We start from the raw sequence: 21,571 nt of genomic DNA on the forward strand, positions 1-21,571 counted from the left end.
GAGGGAGGAAGAATGAGAAATGGGATATCATGCTGGCGATTATGAAGTCATTGTGATCGGTGCCGGACATGCCGGTTGTGAGGCAGCTCTTGCCTCAGCAAGAATGGGCTGTAATACACTATTGCTCACAATTAACTTGGATATGGTGGCTTTTATGCCGTGTAATCCATCTATTGGTGGTCCTGCAAAGGGCCATGTTGTTAGGGAGATTGACGCCTTAGGCGGAGAGATGGGCAGAAATATTGACAAAACCTACATTCAAATGCGAATGCTGAATACCGGTAAAGGACCTGCAGTCCATGCTTTGCGTGCTCAAGCGGATAAGTTTTTGTATCAGCACAAAATGAAAGAAACTATAGAAGCTACAGAGAACTTGACTCTTCGTCAAGGTATGGCTGAGGATTTGATCGTAGAAGACGGTGTTTGCAAAGGGGTCATTACGAAAACAGGCGCTGAATACTATGCGAAATGCGTCGTACTTACGACAGGCACCTATCTGCGGGGGAAAGTTATTATTGGTGAGCTTATGTATGAGAGTGGCCCGAATAATCAGCAGCCGGCAGTTAAACTCTCCGAATCTCTGCGTAAGCTTGGATTGGATCTAGTCCGCTTTAAGACAGGTACGCCGCCGCGGGTACACAAAGACACGATTGATTTTGAGAAAACAGAAATTCAGCCTGGTGATGAGAATCCCAAATTCTTCTCTTATGAAACGAAAGAAGGCGTAGGCGAACAAATCCCTTGCTGGTTAACTTACACATCGGAAGGTACACATAAGATTATCAATGATAACCTGCACCGAGCTCCAATGTTCTCGGGGGCTATTGAAGGTACAGGTCCACGTTATTGTCCTTCTATTGAAGATAAAATCGTTCGTTTTGCTGATAAGCCAAAGCACCAAATCTTTTTTGGAGCCGGAAGGTCGTAACACGTCTGAATACTATGTGCAAGGTCTCTCGACGAGTATGCCTGAGGATGTACAGTTAAACATTCTTCGATCTATCCCGGGTCTTGAAAAGGTAGAAATGATGCGTACCGGATATGCAATTGAGTATGATGCTGTTATTCCAACTCAATTGAAGCCATCACTTGAAACCAAGGTGGTCAGCGGTTTGTTCACTGCTGGTCAAATTAACGGAACTTCCGGGTATGAAGAAGCTGCTGGGCAGGGTATCATGGCTGGCATTAACGCAGCACGTAAAGCGCAAAACAAAGAAGCTGTTATCCTCGATCGTTCTGAGGGATACATTGGTGTACTTATCGATGATCTTGTTACTAAGGGCACAAGCGAACCGTATCGTTTGCTGACTTCAAGAGCGGAATATCGTTTGCTGCTTCGTCATGACAATGCGGATTTGCGGTTGACTCCCATCGGCTATGAAATTGGACTGATCCCTGAGGAACGCTATCAGATATTTTTGCAGAAGAAAGATTTGGTTGAGCAAGAGATCGAACGTTTGAGAACGTCTAAAGTCCGTCCTGAGCCGCACGTGCAGGCGATATTGGAGAGTTTAAATAGCGTGACTTTGAACAATTCTGTTGACGCACTATCTTTACTTCGCAGACCGGAAGTGGAATATGGGCATATTGAGCAAATGTCGCCATCTCCGTTAGAGCTAACGGATGAAATGAAAGAACAAGTAGAAATTCAGGTGAAGTATGCCGGGTACATCGAAAAGCAACTGGCCCAGGTAGAAAGACTTCGCAAAATGGAGAAAAAGAAAATCCCTGATGATATCGAATACAGCGAAATCCATGGTATCGCTACAGAAGCGAAGCAAAAGTTGACGAAGATTCGCCCTGTATCCATAGGGCAAGCATCGCGTATCTCTGGGGTGACACCGGCTGACATTTCAATTTTGTTGGTGTATTTGGAACATTACAATAGAGTCACGGCTTCAAGAGGGTAATCATGGACGCTATTCAACAATATTTCTCACAGCTGCTTACAGATCGCGGGATTCAACTTTCTCAGAGACAACTTGACCAGTTTGACATGTATTACCGGACCTTAATTGAGTGGAACGAAAAAATGAATTTAACGGCAATTACAGAAAGAGAACAAGTCTATATGAAGCATTTCTACGACTCTCTTCTTTCTTTTTATTTTCCTATCGGGGATGTTATCAAGCTAGCTGATATAGGCTCTGGCGCTGGATTTCCAAGTATTCCATTGAAGATTGCGTTCCCACATTTACAAGTAACTATCGTCGATTCTTTGAATAAGAGAATTACCTTTTTACGTGAGTTGGTATCTCAGCTTGAGCTTGATCAAGTGAATTGTGTGCATGGAAGAGCAGAGGATATAGCAAGGCAGTCCGCCTTTCGTGACCAGTTTGATCTTGTAACAGCTCGAGCTGTTGCTAGGCTAGGTGTTCTTAATGAGTTCTGTCTTCCTTTTGCAAGAAAAGAGGGGACATTTATGGCGATGAAAGGTTCCGAGATTGAAGAGGAGCTGAGTGAAGCAAAATTCAGTCTATCGGAACTCAAGGGCAAGCTCGTCAGCGTAGATAAAATGGAACTTCCAATTGAACAATCGATTCGTCATTTTGTTCGAATTCATAAGGTGGGAAACACACCTGGTAAATATCCTAGAAAAGCGGGCACCCCTTTAAAAAGCCCTCTGGTGAAACCTTAACTTAATGTTCCACGTGAAACATTTTATTCAAAACGTTCATAATTTGTCAGCAGGAACTTCCGTTTTCATGGAGAATTAGTAATAGTATGAGATTTCTCGTCATCCTATGTCGGTTCAGCTCTACAGCTGCACGGACTGTTAAACTACGGGGAAGAGTTGGTGGTAAGTTTTCCTATGAAAGAACAAATATCAAAACTATTTGGCCTTACGGATCGATCCAATACAGATGAGGTAAAGAATATACCCGTACATAGCATCACGCCTAGCCCGTACCAGCCAAGAACGGTTTTTGATGATGATCGCATAGACGAACTGTGTCAGACAATCCGTACTCATGGTGTGATTCAGCCTGTTGTCGTTAGGGTTAAAAACAATGCATTTGAACTGATTGCCGGTGAACGAAGATTAAGAGCGGTTAGAAAGCTTGGCCTGGATACGATTCCAGCCATCGTGCGGGACTTCAATGATTCACAAGCTGCATCAATTGCTCTAATTGAAAACTTGCAAAGAGAAGGGCTGACAGCAATTGAAGAGGCAGCAGCCTATCAGCAGCTCATTGAGATGCATGATTTAACGCAAGAAAGTCTTGCTCAACGGTTGGGGAAAAGTCAATCTACTATTGCTAATAAGATCCGTTTGCTTCATTTAAGTGAACCGGCAAAGACGGCTCTAATGGAACGCAAAATTACGGAACGTCATGCTCGTGCTCTCCTAGCCCTCGACCAAGAGGAATTACAAATTAAAGTGCTTGAGGAAGTTATCGCGAAGGAGCTCAATGTCAAACAAACCGAAGCGAAAATTAATTTCCTTAAAGAAGCTGCTAAATTAAAAAAGCTAAGCGCGTCTCCTATACGAAGGATGTACGGTTAGCTTTAAATACGATACGCCAGTCTGTTGAGATGGTGACAAGCTCAGGTATGAACATTGATACCTCCGAGAGAGATCACGAAGATCACTACGAAATTATTATTAAAATACCAAAAAGATAATAGCAATCTAGTGCTTACTAAACGGCGCAAGCCGTTTTTTTGCTTCTTTTTTTGGAATCTATCAGGTTCTGTAGTAAAATATTGATAAGGTAACTGTTTGGTAGATATGGTAAGATAATAGTATTCTGTATGTAAGCTTGTGGAGCATAAGCGATAGAGGTGAACAGGTTGTCCAAAATCATTGCAATAACGAATCAGAAGGGTGGCGTCGGTAAGACGACTACTTCTGTAAATCTAGGAGCATCTTTGGCTTCGCTCGGCAAAAGAGTGCTGTTAGTAGATATTGACCCGCAGGGAAACACAACAAGTGGAATTGGCGTCAACAAAGCGGATGTCGTTTATTGCATTTACGATGTTCTCATCAATGACATTCATCCGAAGGACGCAACGGTTGAAACGAACGTAGAAAATCTTAAAATCATTCCGGCTACTATCCAGCTTGCTGGTGCCGAAATTGAACTTGTTCCTACGATTTCAAGAGAAGTTCGGTTGAAAAAGTCTCTTCAGCTAGTAAAGCATCTATACGACTATATTTTGATTGACTGTCCACCATCACTAGGGCTTCTAACGATTAATTCCCTAACTGCTGCTGATTCTGTCATTATTCCAATCCAATGTGAATATTATGCGCTAGAGGGACTTAGTCAGCTGCTTAACACAGTACGTCTAGTCCAGAAGCATTTGAATACAGGGTTGCAAATTGAAGGTGTCCTTCTGACTATGTTTGATGCGAGGACGAATCTAGGGATTCAAGTGATTGAAGAAGTGAAGAAATATTTCCAGCAAAAAGTATATCAGACGATCATTCCACGTAATGTTCGCTTAAGCGAAGCGCCGAGTCATGGGCAATCAATTATCACTTATGATCCTCGTTCTAAAGGAGCCGAAGTGTATATGGAGCTAGCGAAGGAAGTGATCTCCTTATGACAAAAGGGTTAGGTAAAGGTCTTGGGAAGGGGCTAGACGCCTTATTGCCTTCTCTACATATTGATGATAACGATAAGGTTATACAAATTCCTTTATCTCAACTTCGGGCAAATCCATATCAGCCAAGGAAAAATTTCAATGAAGACAGTATCAAAGAGTTGGCTGACTCGATTAAAGAACATGGCGTCATTCAACCGATCATTGTTCGAAAAGTACTCAAGGGTTTTGAAATTATTGCAGGAGAACGGCGCTTTAGAGCCTCTCAGTTAAGTGGACTTCCTACAATACCTGCAGTAGAGCGAAACTTTACCGATCAACAGGTTATGGAGATTGCACTAATTGAGAATGTTCAGCGCGAGGACTTGAATGCACTTGAAATTGCTGTTGCATACCAAGGCATAATAGATCAGTTCTCTTTAACTCAAGAGGAATTGTCTGCTAAGGTCGGAAAGAGCAGGTCCCATATTGCTAACTTTCTAAGATTGCTGCAATTACCAGATTCCATTAAGCAATATGTTTCACGTGGAACATTATCCATGGGGCATGCAAGAGCGATTGTTGGCGTGAAGGATGATAAAATCAAGAAAGAACTCGCCGAAGCCACAATCAGTAAGCAATGGAGTGTACGCGAACTGGAAGAAGCTATTAAACTTCTCGAAGAACAACCAGGGCAAGAAAAAGAAAAGAACAAACCTAAAGATAAACTAAGAGATCCTTATATTCATCAGGCTGAAGATCAGCTGCGTGATATATACCGGACGACGGTGAAAATCAAACATCAGCAGGACAAAGGGAAAATTGAACTGTCGTATTATTCAAAGGATGATTTAAATCGACTGTTGGAACTACTACAAGGAAAAATCTCTTAAAATTTAGATGGCATACCGATGGTTTTCTTTCGTTAAGAGAGAGAAACTAAGGTATGCTATATTTATGAGGTGAGACTATGAAAGATATCATATATTTAGATCATGCAGCATCATCCTGGCCTAAGCCGCCGGCTATAATGGAAGCAATGACAAGATGTATGAACGAATACGCTGCGAATCCTGGAAGAGGTAGTCATCAAATGGCTGTACAGGCAAGCAGAGCGCTCTTCGAAACTAGAAAAAATGCGGCTAAGCTCTTTGGTGTGAAAAATCCAAATGACATATCGTTTGCTCTTAATACAACACATGCACTTAACCAAGCAATTAAAGGATTCGTACGTGAAGGACAGCATGTGATCTGTACAAGCGTTGAGCACAACTCAGTACGTAGACCACTAGAATATCTCAGAGAGAAGATAGGGATTGAGCTTACCTATATCAAAAGCAATGTCCAGGGAGAACTTGATCTTAAAGACCTTGAGAAAGCTTTTCGTTCGAATACTTCCCTTGTAGTCATGAACCACAGCTCGAATTTATTGGGTACGATTCTACCAGTTGCGGAAGTAGGAGAGATGTGCCGTGCAAGAGGTGTTAAGCTGCTCGTAGACGCGGCCCAGAGCGCCGGAGTGCTGCCTATCCACGTAGAAGATATGAACATCGATATGTTAGCTTTTCCCGGTCATAAGGGGCTTCTAGGGCCTCAAGGAACGGGGGGGTTATATGTTCATTCTAACGTAGAACTGGAGCCACTGCTTCATGGTGGAACAGGCAGTCAATCGGAATCGATTGAGCAGCCCACGGTTCGACCAGATCGCTTCGAGGCGGGTACGCAGAATACAGTTGGCATAGCAGGTTTAAATGAAGGAATCAAGTTTGTCTTATCCAAAACCGTAGAAGAAATTCATAAGAAAGAATGGAAGCAAACACAGCATCTTATGGAAGCATTAATGGGAATTGAAGGAGTGACGGTTCTTGGGCCAGCATTGGGACAAAATAAAACAGGAATCGTTTCCTTTCTAATCAGACATACAGATTCATCAGAAGTCGCTTTTATTTTAGATCAATCTTTTCAAATCGCAGTACGAGCAGGATACCACTGTACACCGTTGGCTCATGAAGCAGTAGGAACATTGGCTACAGGCGCAGTGCGAGCTAGTATCGGTTATTTTACAAAAGATGAAGAAGTAGAAGCTCTTGTAGATGCAGTCAAAGAAATAAGTTCACAGTATGCATAACTAGAAAGAGGGATACTTCGTGGGGGAAACGTTTGGAATCGAGAACAGTTTACTATTTGCTATCATCGGAATAGGTTTGCTTATCTTACTTATACTTAACCTTGTATTATGGACAAAGCTTTCATCTCTTAGAAAGCAGTATCTTCTTATGATGAATGGCTCAAAAGCAGAGAACATCGAAGATCTGATCATGGATATGCAATCAAAAATCAACACGCAAAAGGCCGAGTCAGATTCGACTTCAGCCACAGTTGCTGCTATTCTTGATCAACTAAAGAGCATGAAATCGAAGGTAGGCATTCATAGATATAACGCTTTTGCTGATAGTGGTAGCGATTTGAGTTTTACGATCGCGATCTTAGATGAATTTCAAGACGGCATTATCATGACTGGAATTCACAGCAGAGAACAAACCTACTTATACGCGAAGCCAGTGCAAAAAGGTCAATCTACTTATACGTTAAGTCCAGAAGAAAAAGAAGCTATCAATCTAACTGCAAAGCAGCAGTAGGAGTCGTCGGGTATGCTTGAACTCGTCTGAGCGCCATAGATAATGCATCCCCGATCACTTGAGCCATATTCATGACTAAGCTTAGGCGAGTGTTTTGTAAAACAAAGTACTCCATAAATCCGCCAACATTCACAATACCGGTTACATGGATATTGCCGACAGGGGGCAGGTCCTTATTGACGCCTGCTCCAGGCTTAAGAGGACCATCTGCAACTTGAATACAGCCCACACTCGATACTTGACCTAAACAGGCATCGATTGCAACAATAAACGGATCTTCGTATTCAAGATGAATTCGTTGTACGGTTTCGACTAAATTCATTGCATGGACAGGCTCATCCAAGGTTCCATAAAGATGAAGGGAGCGCAGGCCTGGTTTTTTGCTTAAGTGAGTACCGACAAGAGGGCCTAAGGAATCTCCGGTAGATCGGTCCGTACCTACACAAATGACAACAATAGGCTGATAGTTCGGAAGTGAACTGAAGATGGAGTGCAGATGTCTGGAGAGAAGGAGCGGCGTATCTTGCTCGGTATGCTGTATTTTTAAGGTTTCTAGTGATTGGGGCTTTTTATTACTAGAGTCAAATCCGAACTGGAATTTCATAGAATCCCTCCAAAGTCATGAGACTATTTTTTACTAGTATATGGAGAGAGGGCGGAAATTATACGTAGGAGAGGGGAGATTTAACTGAATGCTTCATTAATGCTACTTGCCTTTGATTCTACACAGCAAGCTCTGCGGGCAGAGATGCTGCTAGAGTATGCAGATATAGAGATTGATATAAGGCCAACACCGAAAGAGGTTACTGCAGGTTGTGCGCTTTCTATTGAATTCCCCAGTGAAAGTTTATTGCTAGTGAAAGAAATCATCCTGTCTGAACAGGTAGAAATCCGGGGCATATATTTTAAAAACGACGATAAATATGTTAACATGGAAGAAAGCTAGAGGAGAGGAGATCATATTTTTATGAAAGATACCATCCAGTGGCTGAAGGACATGATTACAAGCCCAGAATGGCTGGCGAGTGCATTTTGGATTATCGTGAAGATCATGGTGATTTATATTGTAGCAAGAATTACGATCAAGATAGCTCATAAAATGATTACTCACATGATGTCAGCAAGAGAGAAGTCGCCCTTAAAGTTCGATGCTAGAAGAACGAATACGATCGGTAGATTGATACATAATCTAATTTCTTATACGGTAAATTTTATATGCATTCTTCTGATTTTAGGTCAAATCGGGGTTAATTTGGGTCCATTACTGGCTGGTGCGGGGGTACTCGGACTAGCAATCGGATTTGGAGCACAGAGTTTGGTGAAGGATGTCATAACAGGATTTTTCATTATATTTGAAGATCAATTCGGCGTGGGGGATGTCATTCAAATCGATCAAGTTAAGGGAACTGTAGAAGAGATCGGCATTCGAGTCACCCGAATTAAAAGTTGGACAGGTGAGGTTCATATCATTCCGAACGGCAACATTAAGCAGGTAACCAACTTCTCCATACATAATTCCATGGCTGTCGTGGATGTATCCATTGCTTACGAATCCGATATTGATCGGGCCATAGAGGTTCTGAAAGAAACAACTCAAACCATGTTCGGCAAACTCGATAATATTGTGAAGGAACCGGACGTATTGGGCGTTCAAATGTTGGGTAGCTCTGAGGTTGTTCTTCGAATCGTAACGGAATGCAAACCGAATACACAATTTGAAATCGCTAGGAAAATGAATGAAGAGATAAAAAAACAGCTTGATGCAAATGATATCGAGATCCCATATCCGAAGACGGTTACGTATTTAAGATCGGTGAAGGAGGCGGAATAACGATGGAAAGAAAGCAATATCAGCTTGGCGATATCGTTCAAATGAAGAAACCCCACCCATGTGGAACGAATGAAATGGAAATTATCCGTATGGGCATGGATATAAGAATTAAGTGTGTAGGGTGCAAGCACAGCGTGTTAGTGCCAAGGACAAAGTTTGAAAGTAAGTTAAAAAAAGTGCTTCGATCATCAGCAGAACCGGATGCTGCAAAGGAGAAAATCGGGGAATAATAAGCTAGAAATTATTTTGAGAACGGACTTGCAGTGGCTGAAATTATTTGATACAATAAGTCCTGTTCTCGTTTCTTATGGAGAGGTACCCAAGAGGCCCAAGGGGGCTGACTCGAAATCAGCTAGGCGGTGTATGCCGTGCGTGGGTTCGAATCCCACTCTCTCCGTTCTCGTACAAGAGCTCTTTTACACAGTGAATGTGTAGGAGGGCTCTTTTTATTCGTTACGTTATATTAACTACTTATTGAAGAAGTTCCACGTGAAACAAATGATTCCTATGTATGAATAAAACAGCAATTAACTGACAAACTATACATATGTAGAATGAACGATACTAGGAGGTTCCACGTTGAGAATCTGGATGATTAGCGTGCTTGCGCTTATACTTGTCGTCACAGCATCTGGTTGTGGCAAGAAGAAAGAAGAGGGAACAGGGACGTCGGCAAGCCTAGGGGCTACAACGAGTGTGCAGCCTTCAGCAGGCGCTCCGGCGGCTACAAGCACTGGAGGTAACGGAGAAGGCACAGCAGCTGCTTCACCAGCAACTGGAGCTGCGGCAAGCGCAACACCTAATAACGAACCGCCGCCGGTCATATCAAGAAAGCAGTTAGATGATTTGGCCATAGATAGCACCTATGATGATGTAGTGAAAATCGTAGGATCAAAAGGCAAGATGATCAAAGAGGAGAACGGGAAAAAGACGTATGAGTTTGCACTTAAGGATGAGCCCAATTACTTTGCCCAAATTGTGTTTTTCGCCGATGGCAAAATCTCCGAAAAGAAAATATACATGAAATAGGGGAAACAAATAAGCGCAGCATAGCGGGCCGTAGGGAACCGAAATGCTGCGCTTATTTGCTTTTTATAAAGAGGTAGTTATGGTATCTGTGCCTTTATCTATGATCGTATCTCCGTTGCCTGACCCGATATTGCCATATTGAATAGTAGCTTTACAATTGGCATCGGATATTCGGATGGGCGCACTTGAACAATTCACTAAACTATTTGCGGTAATGTGATTGTTGCTGCAGGAGGAACCGGTGTCTTTGCCTTCTGAATAAAGAAGAATCCCATTCCCTTTGCAATCTCGAATATTGTTAGCGTGAACTCGGTTAGCGTAGCTGTTCAAGACAACGATTCCAGACTTGCGAATGGTCTGAATAGTATTCTGCTCGATCGTATTAAAATGAGGACGTTCTTTTTGTTTGCTGCCTTTCGACTCTATGCGAATGGCACCATCGTCGATATCTGATATCATATTGCGTGTAACTTGATTGGAGATACAATTGCCCTTCAAACGTATACCCAGTGTATATCCGGTCTTACCACTAGAGTTGATGAATTCCTCAATGATGTTCTCGGAAATGATATTTTGCTTGCAAGGATCCTCTGATGGTTGAGCGGATATATCAATAGCTATAGTAAAGCAGCGGCTCATACGATTATGGGCGACTACAGAATTTTTCGTGCCGTTGTTTAGAGAGATACATGCCTGGAATAACTGATTGAAATCGTTGTACTCGATCCGATGGCTGTCCGCATTATTACACCATATGCCAAAACCTAAGTAAGCATAGTCGAGTGCGCCTAAAATGGAATCAAAAATGCAGCTGGATATCGTAACTCTGCTTGAATCCACTGACTTTATCCCGTTCTCGATTTGTGAGAAGTAGCATTCACTTATGTAGATATCGGCAGCCTTCGTCAAGGAGATGCCATTCTCGATCAAAGGGACATAGGAGGCACTAAAAGATCCCATACCTTGGAAGGCCATACGATGAATTTGAACATTACTTACAGCCGAGAGATTAAGTAGGCCGAACTTATTCATAAAGGATTTTAATATGGTATTTTTACCTGCGCCTAATAGGATTACGTTAGAGCCTACCCGTAAAGAAGATTGAATGAAATACATGCCGGGAGGAAAATACACGATTCCACCATTCAAGGCAGCTGTGTCTAGAACGTTTTGAATAGCAGGAGCATCGTCTTGGTCGGGTCTTGAGTTACCGTATACACCATAGTCTTTAACATTATAAATAGGAGTTGAGGATGCGGCTGCTTGCGCAACGGATGTTGAGAAAAGCCCTCCTGCGGCAATGGCAAGGCCAGATGCCCCTAAAGCGGATAAGAGCTTTCTTCTGCTCATAGAAGACGAGGATGTGGCTGATTCTTGCGGCAGGTCATGGGGAGTGCTCAATGGGTTCACCTCATAATCTTCCATACATGTATGGATATAATTGATATATATAAGATTATATAGGAAAGCCGTAGGTACGAAAAGGGTTGGAATGAGAAGGAAAAAACCCCGAGAGCAGGAGCTCAAGGGGCTGGAAGGCAGAATTCGAGTGCTAGTATTTGCTTTTGCGGCGATAGCCAGCCGAGAAGCGGTCAATGACATAACCGACGATTCCCCATGTAATGATGGTTAACGCATAGATAAACAACATCTTCAAAGGGGAGATCTCATAAATATTGGAAACCACAGGGGCAAACCAAGCTGGCACGCTTAACGCGTAAAAAATGAGATAGATGCTGTCATGGTCGTGGAACATATAGTGTACCACACATAGAGCAGCACCAATGAAGGTGAAGAGCCAAGTAAAGGTTCTCATGATGCATTCTCCTTGCTTCTTGAGACATTACTGCTTCATATCTTTGCGTTTCCATTTGCGGTTGTGGTTACTTGTTTTCGGAAAAGGATCCCCTTTTTTCAGGGTTACGATTTTAGGATCGTTCACACCCATGTGAAACGCGTTTTCGCCGATTTCGATGTATTGCCCGTCATTTGGCGCAGAATCGCCAGGACTAAACTGTGTCCATTCGCCCATTAGAGTTCACCTCACTTTGTGTATGTCACTCATGCTTAGGATGACCCGGGCAACCGATAAACATGTGCAGGTACCGTTACCAGCTTCAACCTTCATGAAGAACTTGTAATATGATGGCGGATTTGCTATAGTATTTGAGTGCGAGTTTTGAAATAGAATTCTCGCTCCTTGCTCCGTAAGCTTTCATAGCTTGATATGGGGCCGCTTAGTCCAAAAGGAGGTGACATACATGCGCAAATATGAAGTAATGTACATCGTTCGTACAGATGTTGAACAAGAACAACTTCAAGCTACTGTGGAGAAGTTTCAAGGAATCATCACAAATGGTGGTGGCGAAGTTACCAAGCATGACATGATGGGTAAACGCCGTCTTGCGTATGAGATCAACAAGTTCCGTGACGGGCACTATGTGCTTGTACATTTCAACGCAGAACCTGCAGTTGTAGCGGAATTGGATCGCGTATTCAAGATTACGGACGAAGTTATTCGTCACTTAATCGTTAACGACGTAGCCTAAGTTATGCCAGTATTTTCGTCAGGGGAGGATGTACCATGTTGAACCGTGTCATTCTTATCGGCAGGTTGACCAGAGACCCGGAGCTTCGCTATACTCCAGCAGGAGTTGCAGTCACTCAATTCACACTCGCTGTAGATCGCCCGTTCTCGCAAGGGAAAGAGCGTGAAGCGGACTTTATCAATATCGTAACGTGGAGGCAGCTTGCCGAGACGTGCGCGAACTATTTGCGTAAAGGACGTTTGACAGCAGTAGAAGGACGCCTACAAATTCGTAATTACGACAACAATGAGGGCAAACGCGTATACGTAACCGAAGTTGTTGCCGACAATGTACGTTTCTTGGAATCCGGTAATGTCGGAGGCAACCGTGAAGAGGGTGCGGGGTCAAACCCAAGCTATAGCGGCGGTGGTGGTAACAACAACAACCGATACGGCGGATCACGCGAACAGCAGGATCCTTTCATCGATGACGGGAAACCGATCGACATTTCCGATGATGATCTACCATTCTAAAACAGAAAGGACTGAAACCCACAATGGCTTTCCAAAAGAGAGACAACAATGGTGAAGACCGCGGCGACCGCAAATTTGCACCTCGTGGCAAAGGCGGTAAAGGTAAACGCCGTAAGGTTTGTTACTTCACAGTAAACAAAATCAAGCATATTGATTATAAAGATATTGAAACTCTTAAAAAGTTCATCTCCGAGCGTGGAAAAATTCTTCCTCGCCGTGTGACAGGAACTTCCGCAAAGTACCAACGTGCATTGACAGTTGCGATCAAACGCGCTCGTACAATCGCTTTGTTGCCTTACACAACGGAATAAGAGTCAATTACAGAAGAAGGCTGACGGGTTATCCGTTAGTCTCTCTTTTTATTCATACTAAGCATGTGAATGAGCTGCAGGGAGAGAACAGAACATGATGAGCAAGAAGAATGCAGAGCATTATGTATGGGGACAGCAATGTGATGGGTGGTTCTTGGAACAAAGTCAGGAGAGAATCATTATCCATGAACGTATGCCGGCAGGTACAAGTGAAGTAAGGCATATGCATGAGAAAGCATCTCAGTTTTTCTTTATGCTGAGCGGTATAGCAACAATGGAGCTTGATGGAGAGAACATTCAGTTGCATGCCCATGAAGGAGTTACTGTACTCCCTGGAGTGCCTCATCAAATGAGAAATGATTCCGAAGAGAGCATCGAATTTCTTGTGATATCAACACCTACGACCAAAGGCGACCGCTATCCCGTCTAGCCGGGTTTTCTGTTCTTTTTGCTTTTTATGCTATAATGGAATACAAAGCCTTTTTGTAGGTGGGGAGAGATGCGAGTTGCCAAGTGGAGATAAGGAGATGGATCTGGCGAGGCGGGCCAAAGTCATCGAATGGCTCAAGACGGAAGTCGTCGACCATGTAGCTCATCTGCTCAAAGGGATATGGGAAGGCAGTCACATGAAGATCGTGGATGGACTTGCGAGCCTGATCTCCTGCGGATACATACTAGGAAGAAGACTGGGCATCTCCTACCGGAGCCTGGATGAAGCCATTATTGAAAAAATGAATAAGCATCGCCAAGAGGGTCACCAGCTTGAAGATTGGTATGGGGACATTTCATCCTTGGAAGAACATTTACGTAAGAGGTGATCCCGGTTGGGGAAACGCAGTACGCAGGGTCTGATCTGGAGCGGGGTAACGATTCTGTTCCTGCTATCGCTCTTGACCCCGTTTCTAATTTTCACAATTAGTTTTATCATGATACCCGTCCTTATGTTGTATGTCCAATCAAGCACCAAACGGTTTATGATTTCCTACGCCGTTAGCTTGTTAATCGTCTATCTGTTATCAGGTTGGCATGGGATATTCCTGCTTGCCGTATCGCTGTTCTTTTTGCCTCCAGTTCTTGTTATGGGGAATTTATATAAAAGAAAAGCGGCTGCGCGAACGGTATTAACCGCGGGAACGGTAACGCTGCTGGCGGAGGAGCTCCTGAGTTTACTTATTTCAACGGGCCTGGGATTGAATCCGGTTGCGAAGTTTAAGGAGTCACTCATGGAAAGCATGAATATGCTCTCTCCCATGCTCAGGGAGATGGTGCCGCAGAACCAAGAGGCGTACATTTCGTTTGTTACACAAGAGCTCCCGCTGATTTTTATCTTTTTTGCCTTGTTTTACGCCTTCGTCTCTCATGGAATCACCCGTTGGCTGCTTGGAAAGACTGGGGAGGCCGTACCGGGCTTGCGCCCCATGCGGGAGAGAATGCTTCCGAAGACGTTTGTATGGCTATATCTGATCACGTTTGTGATGAATTTATTCGTTGATCCATTCTCCAATACGTTGGGATCGGCGATCTTGTTTAATTTATTTCCACTGCTCGTTCTCGTGTTTGCTATTCAGGCGCTCAGCTTCTTGTTCTTTGTAGCTCATGCCAACGGATGGAAGCCGATTTTGCCCTATGGAGCCCTGGTTTTACTATGTATCGCTTATCCGCTTGTATTTGTTTACAGTTTATTAGGCGTTTTTGATGTATCGTTTCCAATCCGAGAACGGTTTAAGAAAAAATATATAGGATCAGGAGATAGGAAAATGCCGAAATTCCTCTTAAAGCGGTGGCATGGTCTTCATATCGTATGGATTTTCGTATTGCTGCTGGTACTGACTGCGATTGTATTCTACTATCAGTGGCTGCTTGGCGTCTTGTCCTTACTGCTTTCTGGCGTTCTTGCGTATTTTACGCTGCAGGCGGAGACAGCCTTTCGAAAGGATCTCAACACCTACGTCGGAACCATTACCCATCGGGTGAAGAAAGCCGGCACGGAGGTCATGAGCGGATTGCCGATCGGCATTGTTTTATATAATGAAGAAAAAAGAATCGAATGGCACAATCCTTTCGTAGCCAAAATGCTGGAACAGGAATCTGTCATCGGTGAGTCTTTATTGGAATGGTTTCCAGACCTAAAGAGTAAAAAGGATAAGAACGAAAAAATTGAAATGCCGATTGGCAAGCATATTTATCAAGTATGGATTCGGCCGGAAGAGAGGCTGATGTTTTTTCGGGAAATTACCGAACAAGCCAATCTGGCCAGAAAGTATGAAGATGAGAAAATTGCCATTGGCATTGTCATGCTGGATAATCTGGATGAAGCAACGCAAGGCATGGATGATCAGACGAGAAGTATCATGCTGGCGAAGGTAACAGGAGAGATTACAGAGTGGGCGCAAAGGAACCAGCTTTACCTTAGGCGTACCGCCTCGGACAGATTCCTCATCTTAATGGATCAAAAAGGGCTGCGTAACCTGGAGCAGACAAGGTTTGAGATATTGGACGATGTTCGTGACTTGACGATCGAGAACAAGCTGCCGCTTACGCTCAGTATCGGTATCGCTTCCGGTGCCGAGCATTTGGTTGAGCTGGGACAGATGGCGCAAATGAGCTTGGACATGTCCTTAGGCCGCGGCGGCGATCAGGTGTCTGTGAGAGTAGGGCAGCGCCTATCCTTCTACGGAGGAAAGACGAACGCAGTGGAGAAGAGAACCCGCGTTCGTGCAAGGGTCATTTCTCACGCGCTAAGGGATTTGATGAAAGAAAGCGACAAGGTCGTTGTGATGGGCCACCGTTTTCCGGATATGGACTCCATAGGCGCAGCGGTCGGCGTGTTGAAGGCCGTTCAGGTTATCGGCAAAGAAGGCTACATTGTACTTGAGGGAGTCAATCCCTCTATTCAGAAGCTGATGGAAACGATCTCGGCGGATGAGCGCTTGTACCGTTGGTTTATTACACCGGAACAAGCGATGCAGATCATGACGCAGCGAACCCTTGCTGTTGTAGTGGATACACATAAGGCATCTATGGTGGCAGAGCCCAAGCTGCTGCAGCTTACGCATCGCATTGTGGTTGTCGATCATCATCGGCGCAGCGAGGAGTTTATCCAGGACGCAACACTGGTCTACATGGAGCCTTATGCATCATCTACTTGCGAGCTGGTTACCGAGCTGCTGCAGTATATCCATGATAAGCTGGCTATGGAGGTGCTGGAGGCGACGGTTCTCTTGGCCGGTATTGTGGTCGATACGAAGAGCTTCAGTCTTAGGACAGGCGCCAGAACGTTTGAAGCGGCTTCGTATCTTCGCCGCAATGGAGCGGATTCCGGGCTCATTCAAACACTGCTGAAGGAAGATCTCGATTCTTATATTGAGAAAGCGGAAATTATGCGGCATACGGAGATCCTGTATGAACATGTGGCATTAGCCGTATCAGAACCGAGGAAAAAGCACTCGCAGTTGATGATTGCTCAAGTTGCTGATACATTGTTGAATATGACGAATATCATGGCATCCTTCGTCATCAGTGAACGGCATGACGGATTAATCGGCATTAGCGCCAGATCACTCGGTCAGATGAATGTGCAGCTGGTGATGGAACGGCTCGGCGGAGGCGGACATTTGACCAATGCGGCCACCCAGATGGAAGGAACCTTGGAGGAAGCAGCAATGCGGCTTAAGCAGGTGCTGCAAGAGATGGAAGACGAGGAGGGGCTTTTGAATGAAAGTTGTACTGTTAAAAGATGTGAAGGGTCAAGGCAAGAAGGGCGAGATTAAGGAAGTATCCGAAGGTTACGCAAATAACTTTCTGTTCGCGCAAGGACTAGCTGCACCGGCAACACAAGGCGCAGTGAAGCAATTGGATAATCAGAAGAAGGCCGAGCAGCGCCGCAAGGATCAAGAGAAGGCAGATGCGCAGCAGCTCGGAGTGAAGCTTAGCGAGATGACGGTTCAGATCAAGGCGAAATCAGGAGAAGGCGGACGTCTCTTCGGAGCCATCACGAGCAAGCAGATAGCGGAAGCTTTGGAGAAGCAGAAAATTGTGATCGACAAGCGTAAAATCGTGCTGGACGATCCAATTCGTACCCTTGGTGTTACGAAGGTTCCGGTGAAGCTGCACAGCGAAGTGACAACAACACTTAGCGTACAGGTAACAGAAGAGAAATAAGCGCAGCATACGGCAGGCGCGAATGAGAGAGGATCAAGGCTTCGGGCTGATCCTCTTTCTTATTGAGGAGCAAATATCGGCTTTAGCGGCCATCATCAATAGATATGATCGATTTCAAGTAATTGCATCTATGCTTTCCCGTCAATCGGTTGTATCATGAGAGGATAACAGGACATAAGAGGGGATGAGAGTGCCATGAGCATGGGCGGAGAAAATATGTTTATGGATCGTGTGCCTCCACAAAATATTGAAGCCGAGCAGGCAGTGCTCGGTGCCATTTTGCTGAACGGCGATGCACTGATTACCGCGATGGAGCGGGTAACGAGCGACGACTTCTACCGCGGCGCGCATCAGCGCATTTTTGAGGCGATTATCGAGCTGGCGGAGGAGCAGGAGCCTGTCGATTTGATCACGCTGACGGCGCGTCTGCAGGACAAGCAGCAGCTCGATGAGATCGGCGGCGTCAGCTATCTGTCGCAGCTCGCTACAGCGGTGCCGACGGCGGCGAACGTCGACTATTACGCGCAGATCGTCGAAGAGAAATCGATGCTGCGCCGTTTGATCCGGGCGGCCACCGAGATCGTCACGAATGGCTATGCCAATTCGGAAGATGTGGGGGCCCTGCTCAGCGATGCGGAGAGGAACATCCTCGAGATCTCGCAGCGCCGCAGTTCCAGCGGCTTCGTCTCGATCCGGGACGTGCTGATGGATGTATTCGAGCGAGTCGAGTTCCTCTACTCGAATCGGGGCGGATCCACGGGAATCCCTTCGGGCTTCGTGGATCTCGATAAGATGACGTCCGGCTTCCAGCGCTCGGACTTGATTATTCTTGCGGCGCGTCCTTCCGTAGGTAAGACCGCCTTCGCGTCTGAATGTGGCGCAGAACGTAGGCGTCCGCGCCAAAGAGACCGTCGCGATCTTCTCGCTCGAGATGGGCGCGGCCCAGCTCGTCACGAGGATGATCTGCGCAGAAGCCAACGTCGATGCGAACCGCATGCGGACGGGTACGCTGGAGGGCGACGACTGGGAGAAGCTGACGATGGCGATCGGGGCGCTCTCTGAAGCGAATATCTACATTGACGATACGCCTTCCATTACGGTCGCGGATATTCGCGCCAAGTGCCGCCGTCTCCAGCAGGAGAAGGGGCTCGGCATGATTTTGATCGATTACCTTCAGCTGATTGCAGGCCGCGGTAAGGGTGATAACCGTCAGCAGGAGGTCTCCGAGATCTCGCGTACGCTGAAGCAGATTGCGCGTGAGCTGAACGTGCCGGTCATTGCCCTCTCGCAGCTGAGCCGGGGCGTTGAGCAGCGGCAGGACAAGCGTCCTATGATGTCTGACCTTAGGGAATCGGGTTCGATCGAGCAGGATGCCGACATCGTAGCGTTCCTGTACCGGGACGATTACTATGATAAGGAATCCGAGAAGAAGAACATTATCGAGATCATTATCGCCAAGCAGCGTAACGGACCGGTAGGAACGGTCGAACTAGCCTTCCTTAAGCAGTTCAATAAGTTCGTGAACATGGATCGGACCCACCAGGAAGCGGCTGCAGCAGGCTACTAACTGCATAGTGTTTGTTTATATCCGAACAATTATACAGGGGACTGTGTAATTGTTCGTTTTTCATTGACTTTACTTAGGGGGACTGCTACACTAGAGACTGTGAAAAACCTTGATTGATCGGACCGCATAGCAGCGGCAAGATCGAGAAGAGGTCGTTTTTCATGTGCAGGTGTCCCGGTCTCAGCGCCGGCTGCGTTTTCTGAGAATGATACAGGTACAAGCTCTCTGTTCAGTTTGGCGCTATTCGATTGAATGCCGGTCTGCTTAGGGAGATATTGTTCAAAAGTCACAAGGGAGCACTTCGTTCTGGCACTTTAGCGCTTTAATGAAGTTACCTTCCCCAAAAGGTATACCAAGCCTAGCGGCTCATTATGGGTGATTTTGTTCACCGTACGGAGGTAGTAGCACATGTCAACGGTTGTTGTTGTCGGTACGCAATGGGGAGACGAAGGGAAAGGAAAGATCACTGACTTTCTGGCGGAGTCCGCAGAAGTTGTAGCCCGTTACCAAGGTGGTAACAATGCGGGTCATACGATCATTATCGGCGATAAGAAGTATAAGCTGACGATGGTTCCTTCAGGCATTTTTTATCAAGATAAAGCTTGCGTGATCGGTAACGGAATGGTTATCAATCCTGCCGCTCTCATTGAGGAAATTAACTATATACATGATAACGGCTTTACCACTACGAATCTGAACATCAGTGACCGCGCTCACGTGATTATGCCCTATCATCTCGTATTGGACGGACTGGAAGAAGATCGTAAAGGCGACAGCAAAATCGGTACGACCCGTAAAGGGATCGGACCTTGCTATATGGATAAAGCGGCCCGCAACGGCATTCGGATTGCCGACTTGATGGACGCAGAGGAATTCGAATTGAAGCTTCGCCGCATTGTTGCGGAGAAGAACGTATTGATCGAGCAAGTGTACGGTTCCACGCCACTAGACGTAGAGCCGATTCTCAAACAATATCTTGAGTACGCTGAAGTGCTTCGTCCCTACGTGACAGATACTTCCGTTGTACTGAACGAGTACATCGATCAAGGCCGCAGAGTGCTGTTCGAAGGCGCACAGGGCGTTATGCTCGATATCGACCAAGGTACATACCCATATGTGACATCATCCAACCCAACAGCGGGTGGCGTGTGCATCGGCTCAGGCGTAGGCCCGACTAAGATTCATAACATTATCGGTGTAGCCAAAGCCTATACAACCCGCGTCGGCGACGGTCCGTTCCCAACAGAGCAGAACAATGAAGTAGGCGATTGGATTCGTGAAAAAGGCTTCGAGTACGGTACGGTTACAGGACGTCCGCGCCGTGTAGGCTGGTTCGACAGCGTTGTCGTACGCCACGCAAGACGCGTGAGCGGTATTACAGGCTTGTCCTTGAACTCGATTGATGTACTGACAGGTCTGGAAACGGTGAAAATCTGCACAGGCTATATGTACCGCGGCCAGCTGATTGAACACTATCCTTCCAGCTTGAAGGCTATTTCTGAATGTGAAGCTGTGTATGAAGAGCTGCCGGGCTGGACGGAAGATGTGTCCCAAGCTCGTACACTGAGCGATCTGCCAGAGAACGCAAGACATTATGTTGAGCGTGTATCCCAGCTGACAGGCATTCCGATTGCGATCTTCTCTGTAGGTCGTAACCGCGAGCAAACAAACTTGGTTCGCCCGATTTACTCATAATTGTCGTAACAATAATCCTCTAGGCCGATCATGGCTTGGAGGATTTCTTTTTTACTTGGGATTTAATGGGTGAAAAACCGTCAATACTGGAAGGGAGGAATGATATCGCGGCAGAGGTGAAGCAAACGCATGAATGTTTTCAAATGGTTGGGGAAATTGGTAGTCAGTACAGTCCTTATAACGTCGATCTCTGTAATTACCACATCATTGATTGTAAATCTCTACGTGCAGGAAATCTTTCGACAATTTCAGATCCCCGCATTGGGTAAAAAGATTCAAATTTCCGAAATTGCTGCAAGATTGGGGGAGGAGCTGAATATAGTTAAGCCTAGAGACGAGGGTAAACAGACAGCCGAAGGTCCGTCTCAAAGCCCTACTGCATCGCCAGATGCTGCTGTCGCTGTGGCGCCCAGCCCATCGGTTACTCCAGCAGGCCCGGAACCCGATAGCTCTAAGGCTGCTCAGGGCCCAGCAGATGGGGTGGAGGAGGAATCAGTGCCCGTCATGGGGCGTATTCAAAATGATTCCGACTTGGTCATCTCCACAGAGGACTTCGCCAAAAAGAAAGAGCAGCTGACCAGCGAAGACAAGATGGAGATATTTTCTCTTGTTGTAGCCAAGCTGCCCCAGAACGAAGTGCAGCACTTATCTGTGCTGCTGGAAGACGGCATCACATCCGAGGAGCTGAAGGAGGTCGATCAGACACTCTCAAAAAGTATTTGAACGACGACGAATACAAGCAGCTCA

At 45.6% G+C, this 21,571-nt stretch carries 22 protein-coding genes, 1 tRNA gene and 4 pseudogenes; 23 read left to right on the plus strand and 4 right to left on the minus strand.

Annotated features, from left to right (window positions below):
• Window positions 1-19: 19 nt before the first annotated feature.
• The 7 genes and pseudogenes from mnmG (at window position 20) to L0M14_RS28030 (ending at window position 7,169) form a co-directional block, all read left to right on the plus strand.
• Window positions 20-1,910, plus strand: a pseudogene (gene mnmG, locus L0M14_RS31270) (tRNA uridine-5-carboxymethylaminomethyl(34) synthesis enzyme MnmG).
• 2 nt (window positions 1,911-1,912) lie between these two features.
• A complete protein-coding gene (rsmG, locus tag L0M14_RS28005; protein WP_235119661.1) occupies window positions 1,913-2,638 on the plus strand; it encodes a 16S rRNA (guanine(527)-N(7))-methyltransferase RsmG in 726 nt (241 codons plus the stop codon).
• Between the two features lie 174 nt (window positions 2,639-2,812).
• A pseudogene (gene noc / locus L0M14_RS28010) lies at window positions 2,813-3,627 on the plus strand (nucleoid occlusion protein).
• A 168-nt stretch (window positions 3,628-3,795) separates the two neighbouring features.
• Window positions 3,796-4,554 (plus strand): ParA family protein, encoded by a 759-nt coding sequence (locus L0M14_RS28015; RefSeq protein WP_235119662.1) that lies wholly within the window; start codon window positions 3,796-3,798, stop codon window positions 4,552-4,554.
• Window positions 4,551-5,423: a ParB/RepB/Spo0J family partition protein gene (locus L0M14_RS28020; protein WP_235119663.1), complete on the plus strand. Its 873-nt coding sequence runs from the start codon at window positions 4,551-4,553 to the stop codon at window positions 5,421-5,423. Before L0M14_RS28015 ends, L0M14_RS28020 begins: the two co-directional genes overlap by 4 nt.
• A gap of 77 nt (window positions 5,424-5,500) precedes the next feature.
• Window positions 5,501-6,658 (plus strand): aminotransferase class V-fold PLP-dependent enzyme, encoded by a 1,158-nt coding sequence (locus L0M14_RS28025; RefSeq protein ID WP_235119664.1) that lies wholly within the window; start codon window positions 5,501-5,503, stop codon window positions 6,656-6,658.
• A gap of 19 nt (window positions 6,659-6,677) precedes the next feature.
• Window positions 6,678-7,169, plus strand: a complete 492-nt coding sequence (locus L0M14_RS28030) for a DUF4446 family protein (RefSeq protein ID WP_235119665.1) — start codon at window positions 6,678-6,680, stop codon at window positions 7,167-7,169.
• Here L0M14_RS28030 and yyaC read toward each other — a convergent pair.
• Window positions 7,144-7,773: a spore protease YyaC gene (yyaC, locus tag L0M14_RS28035; protein WP_235119666.1), complete on the minus strand. Its 630-nt coding sequence runs from the start codon at window positions 7,771-7,773 to the stop codon at window positions 7,144-7,146. The genes L0M14_RS28030 and yyaC overlap by 26 nt on opposite strands.
• Before the next feature lie 99 nt (window positions 7,774-7,872).
• Here yyaC and L0M14_RS28040 point away from each other — a divergent pair, with 99 nt between their 5' ends.
• The 5 genes from L0M14_RS28040 to L0M14_RS28060 all read left to right on the plus strand — a co-directional run bounded on the left by L0M14_RS28040 (window position 7,873) and on the right by L0M14_RS28060 (window position 10,029).
• Window positions 7,873-8,115 carry a putative Se/S carrier protein gene (locus L0M14_RS28040; RefSeq protein ID WP_235119667.1) on the plus strand — a complete coding sequence of 81 codons (243 nt, stop codon included), beginning with the start codon at window positions 7,873-7,875 and terminating at the stop codon, window positions 8,113-8,115.
• Between the two features lie 21 nt (window positions 8,116-8,136).
• A complete protein-coding gene (locus L0M14_RS28045) occupies window positions 8,137-9,000 on the plus strand; it encodes a mechanosensitive ion channel family protein (protein ID WP_235119668.1) in 864 nt (287 codons plus the stop codon).
• A 2-nt stretch (window positions 9,001-9,002) separates the two neighbouring features.
• On the plus strand, window positions 9,003-9,230 hold the full coding sequence (locus tag L0M14_RS28050) for a DUF951 domain-containing protein (protein WP_235119669.1): 228 nt from the start codon (window positions 9,003-9,005) through the stop codon (window positions 9,228-9,230).
• Window positions 9,231-9,309: 79 nt separating this feature from the next.
• Window positions 9,310-9,397 (plus strand) — tRNA-Ser (locus tag L0M14_RS28055).
• A 182-nt stretch (window positions 9,398-9,579) separates the two neighbouring features.
• The gene (locus L0M14_RS28060) at window positions 9,580-10,029 is read left to right on the plus strand and encodes a hypothetical protein (RefSeq protein ID WP_235119670.1); all 450 of its coding nucleotides are present in this window, start codon (window positions 9,580-9,582) and stop codon (window positions 10,027-10,029) included.
• Between the two features lie 63 nt (window positions 10,030-10,092).
• On the opposite strand, the gene L0M14_RS28065 is transcribed toward L0M14_RS28060, so the two are convergent.
• The 3 genes from L0M14_RS28065 to L0M14_RS28075 form a co-directional block, all read right to left on the minus strand.
• Window positions 10,093-11,439: a right-handed parallel beta-helix repeat-containing protein gene (locus L0M14_RS28065; protein ID WP_235119671.1), complete on the minus strand. Its 1,347-nt coding sequence runs from the start codon at window positions 11,437-11,439 to the stop codon at window positions 10,093-10,095.
• A gap of 142 nt (window positions 11,440-11,581) precedes the next feature.
• Window positions 11,582-11,845 (minus strand): hypothetical protein, encoded by a 264-nt coding sequence (locus tag L0M14_RS28070; RefSeq protein WP_235119673.1) that lies wholly within the window; start codon window positions 11,843-11,845, stop codon window positions 11,582-11,584.
• Window positions 11,846-11,872: 27 nt separating this feature from the next.
• Window positions 11,873-12,061 carry a YjzC family protein gene (locus L0M14_RS28075; RefSeq protein WP_235119674.1) on the minus strand — a complete coding sequence of 63 codons (189 nt, stop codon included), beginning with the start codon at window positions 12,059-12,061 and terminating at the stop codon, window positions 11,873-11,875.
• A 229-nt stretch (window positions 12,062-12,290) separates the two neighbouring features.
• Here L0M14_RS28075 and rpsF point away from each other — a divergent pair, with 229 nt between their 5' ends.
• The 11 genes and pseudogenes from rpsF (at window position 12,291) to L0M14_RS28130 (ending at window position 21,547) form a co-directional block, all read left to right on the plus strand.
• Entirely contained in the window at window positions 12,291-12,578 is a 288-nt protein-coding gene (gene rpsF / locus L0M14_RS28080) for a 30S ribosomal protein S6 (RefSeq protein WP_235119675.1), read from the plus strand.
• A 35-nt stretch (window positions 12,579-12,613) separates the two neighbouring features.
• Window positions 12,614-13,090: a single-stranded DNA-binding protein gene (gene ssb, locus L0M14_RS28085; protein WP_235119676.1), complete on the plus strand. Its 477-nt coding sequence runs from the start codon at window positions 12,614-12,616 to the stop codon at window positions 13,088-13,090.
• Window positions 13,091-13,113: 23 nt separating this feature from the next.
• On the plus strand, window positions 13,114-13,401 hold the full coding sequence (gene rpsR, locus L0M14_RS28090; RefSeq protein WP_235119677.1) for a 30S ribosomal protein S18: 288 nt from the start codon (window positions 13,114-13,116) through the stop codon (window positions 13,399-13,401).
• A 94-nt stretch (window positions 13,402-13,495) separates the two neighbouring features.
• Window positions 13,496-13,831: a cupin domain-containing protein gene (locus tag L0M14_RS28095; protein WP_235119678.1), complete on the plus strand. Its 336-nt coding sequence runs from the start codon at window positions 13,496-13,498 to the stop codon at window positions 13,829-13,831.
• Window positions 13,832-13,928: 97 nt separating this feature from the next.
• On the plus strand, window positions 13,929-14,219 hold the full coding sequence (locus L0M14_RS28100) for a MazG-like family protein (protein ID WP_405031153.1): 291 nt from the start codon (window positions 13,929-13,931) through the stop codon (window positions 14,217-14,219).
• Window positions 14,220-14,327: 108 nt separating this feature from the next.
• Window positions 14,328-15,041: pseudogene (locus L0M14_RS28105) on the plus strand (DUF2232 domain-containing protein); the annotation flags it as partial.
• Window positions 15,042-15,158: 117 nt separating this feature from the next.
• Window positions 15,159-17,171: a DHH family phosphoesterase gene (locus tag L0M14_RS28110; protein ID WP_235123056.1), complete on the plus strand. Its 2,013-nt coding sequence runs from the start codon at window positions 15,159-15,161 to the stop codon at window positions 17,169-17,171.
• A complete protein-coding gene (gene rplI / locus L0M14_RS28115; protein WP_235119680.1) occupies window positions 17,116-17,562 on the plus strand; it encodes a 50S ribosomal protein L9 in 447 nt (148 codons plus the stop codon). Before L0M14_RS28110 ends, rplI begins: the two co-directional genes overlap by 56 nt.
• A 201-nt stretch (window positions 17,563-17,763) precedes the next feature.
• Window positions 17,764-19,129 (plus strand): annotated as a pseudogene (dnaB, locus tag L0M14_RS28120) (replicative DNA helicase).
• 408 nt (window positions 19,130-19,537) lie between these two features.
• The gene (locus L0M14_RS28125; protein ID WP_235119681.1) at window positions 19,538-20,824 is read left to right on the plus strand and encodes an adenylosuccinate synthase; all 1,287 of its coding nucleotides are present in this window, start codon (window positions 19,538-19,540) and stop codon (window positions 20,822-20,824) included.
• Between the two features lie 129 nt (window positions 20,825-20,953).
• A complete protein-coding gene (locus L0M14_RS28130) occupies window positions 20,954-21,547 on the plus strand; it encodes a hypothetical protein (RefSeq protein WP_235119682.1) in 594 nt (197 codons plus the stop codon).
• The last annotated feature ends 24 nt before the right edge of the window (window positions 21,548-21,571 follow it).

It is taken from the genome of Paenibacillus hexagrammi, from assembly GCF_021513275.1.
Classification (GTDB): Bacteria; Bacillota; Bacilli; order Paenibacillales; family NBRC-103111; genus Paenibacillus_E; species Paenibacillus_E hexagrammi.

Excerpts from the sequence above, each read along its gene's own strand:
- rsmG (WP_235119661.1), top strand. The coding sequence starts at position 1,913 with ATGGACGCTATTCAACAATATTTCTCACAGCTGCTTACAGATCGCGGG.
- L0M14_RS28020 (WP_235119663.1), top strand. The coding sequence starts at position 4,551 with ATGACAAAAGGGTTAGGTAAAGGTCTTGGGAAGGGGCTAGACGCCTTA.
- L0M14_RS28025 (WP_235119664.1), top strand. The coding sequence starts at position 5,501 with ATGAAAGATATCATATATTTAGATCATGCAGCATCATCCTGGCCTAAG.
- yyaC (WP_235119666.1), bottom strand. The coding sequence starts at position 7,773 with ATGAAATTCCAGTTCGGATTTGACTCTAGTAATAAAAAGCCCCAATCA.
- L0M14_RS28040 (WP_235119667.1), top strand. The coding sequence starts at position 7,873 with ATGCTACTTGCCTTTGATTCTACACAGCAAGCTCTGCGGGCAGAGATG.
- L0M14_RS28045 (WP_235119668.1), top strand. The coding sequence starts at position 8,137 with ATGAAAGATACCATCCAGTGGCTGAAGGACATGATTACAAGCCCAGAA.
- L0M14_RS28050 (WP_235119669.1), top strand. The coding sequence starts at position 9,003 with ATGGAAAGAAAGCAATATCAGCTTGGCGATATCGTTCAAATGAAGAAA.
- L0M14_RS28070 (WP_235119673.1), bottom strand. The coding sequence starts at position 11,845 with ATGAGAACCTTTACTTGGCTCTTCACCTTCATTGGTGCTGCTCTATGT.
- L0M14_RS28075 (WP_235119674.1), bottom strand. The coding sequence starts at position 12,061 with ATGGGCGAATGGACACAGTTTAGTCCTGGCGATTCTGCGCCAAATGAC.
- rpsF (WP_235119675.1), top strand. The coding sequence starts at position 12,291 with ATGCGCAAATATGAAGTAATGTACATCGTTCGTACAGATGTTGAACAA.
- ssb (WP_235119676.1), top strand. The coding sequence starts at position 12,614 with ATGTTGAACCGTGTCATTCTTATCGGCAGGTTGACCAGAGACCCGGAG.
- rpsR (WP_235119677.1), top strand. The coding sequence starts at position 13,114 with ATGGCTTTCCAAAAGAGAGACAACAATGGTGAAGACCGCGGCGACCGC.
- L0M14_RS28095 (WP_235119678.1), top strand. The coding sequence starts at position 13,496 with ATGATGAGCAAGAAGAATGCAGAGCATTATGTATGGGGACAGCAATGT.
- L0M14_RS28100 (WP_405031153.1), top strand. The coding sequence starts at position 13,929 with ATGGATCTGGCGAGGCGGGCCAAAGTCATCGAATGGCTCAAGACGGAA.
- L0M14_RS28110 (WP_235123056.1), top strand. The coding sequence starts at position 15,159 with ATGCCGAAATTCCTCTTAAAGCGGTGGCATGGTCTTCATATCGTATGG.
- rplI (WP_235119680.1), top strand. The coding sequence starts at position 17,116 with ATGAAAGTTGTACTGTTAAAAGATGTGAAGGGTCAAGGCAAGAAGGGC.
- L0M14_RS28125 (WP_235119681.1), top strand. The coding sequence starts at position 19,538 with ATGTCAACGGTTGTTGTTGTCGGTACGCAATGGGGAGACGAAGGGAAA.
- L0M14_RS28130 (WP_235119682.1), top strand. The coding sequence starts at position 20,954 with ATGAATGTTTTCAAATGGTTGGGGAAATTGGTAGTCAGTACAGTCCTT.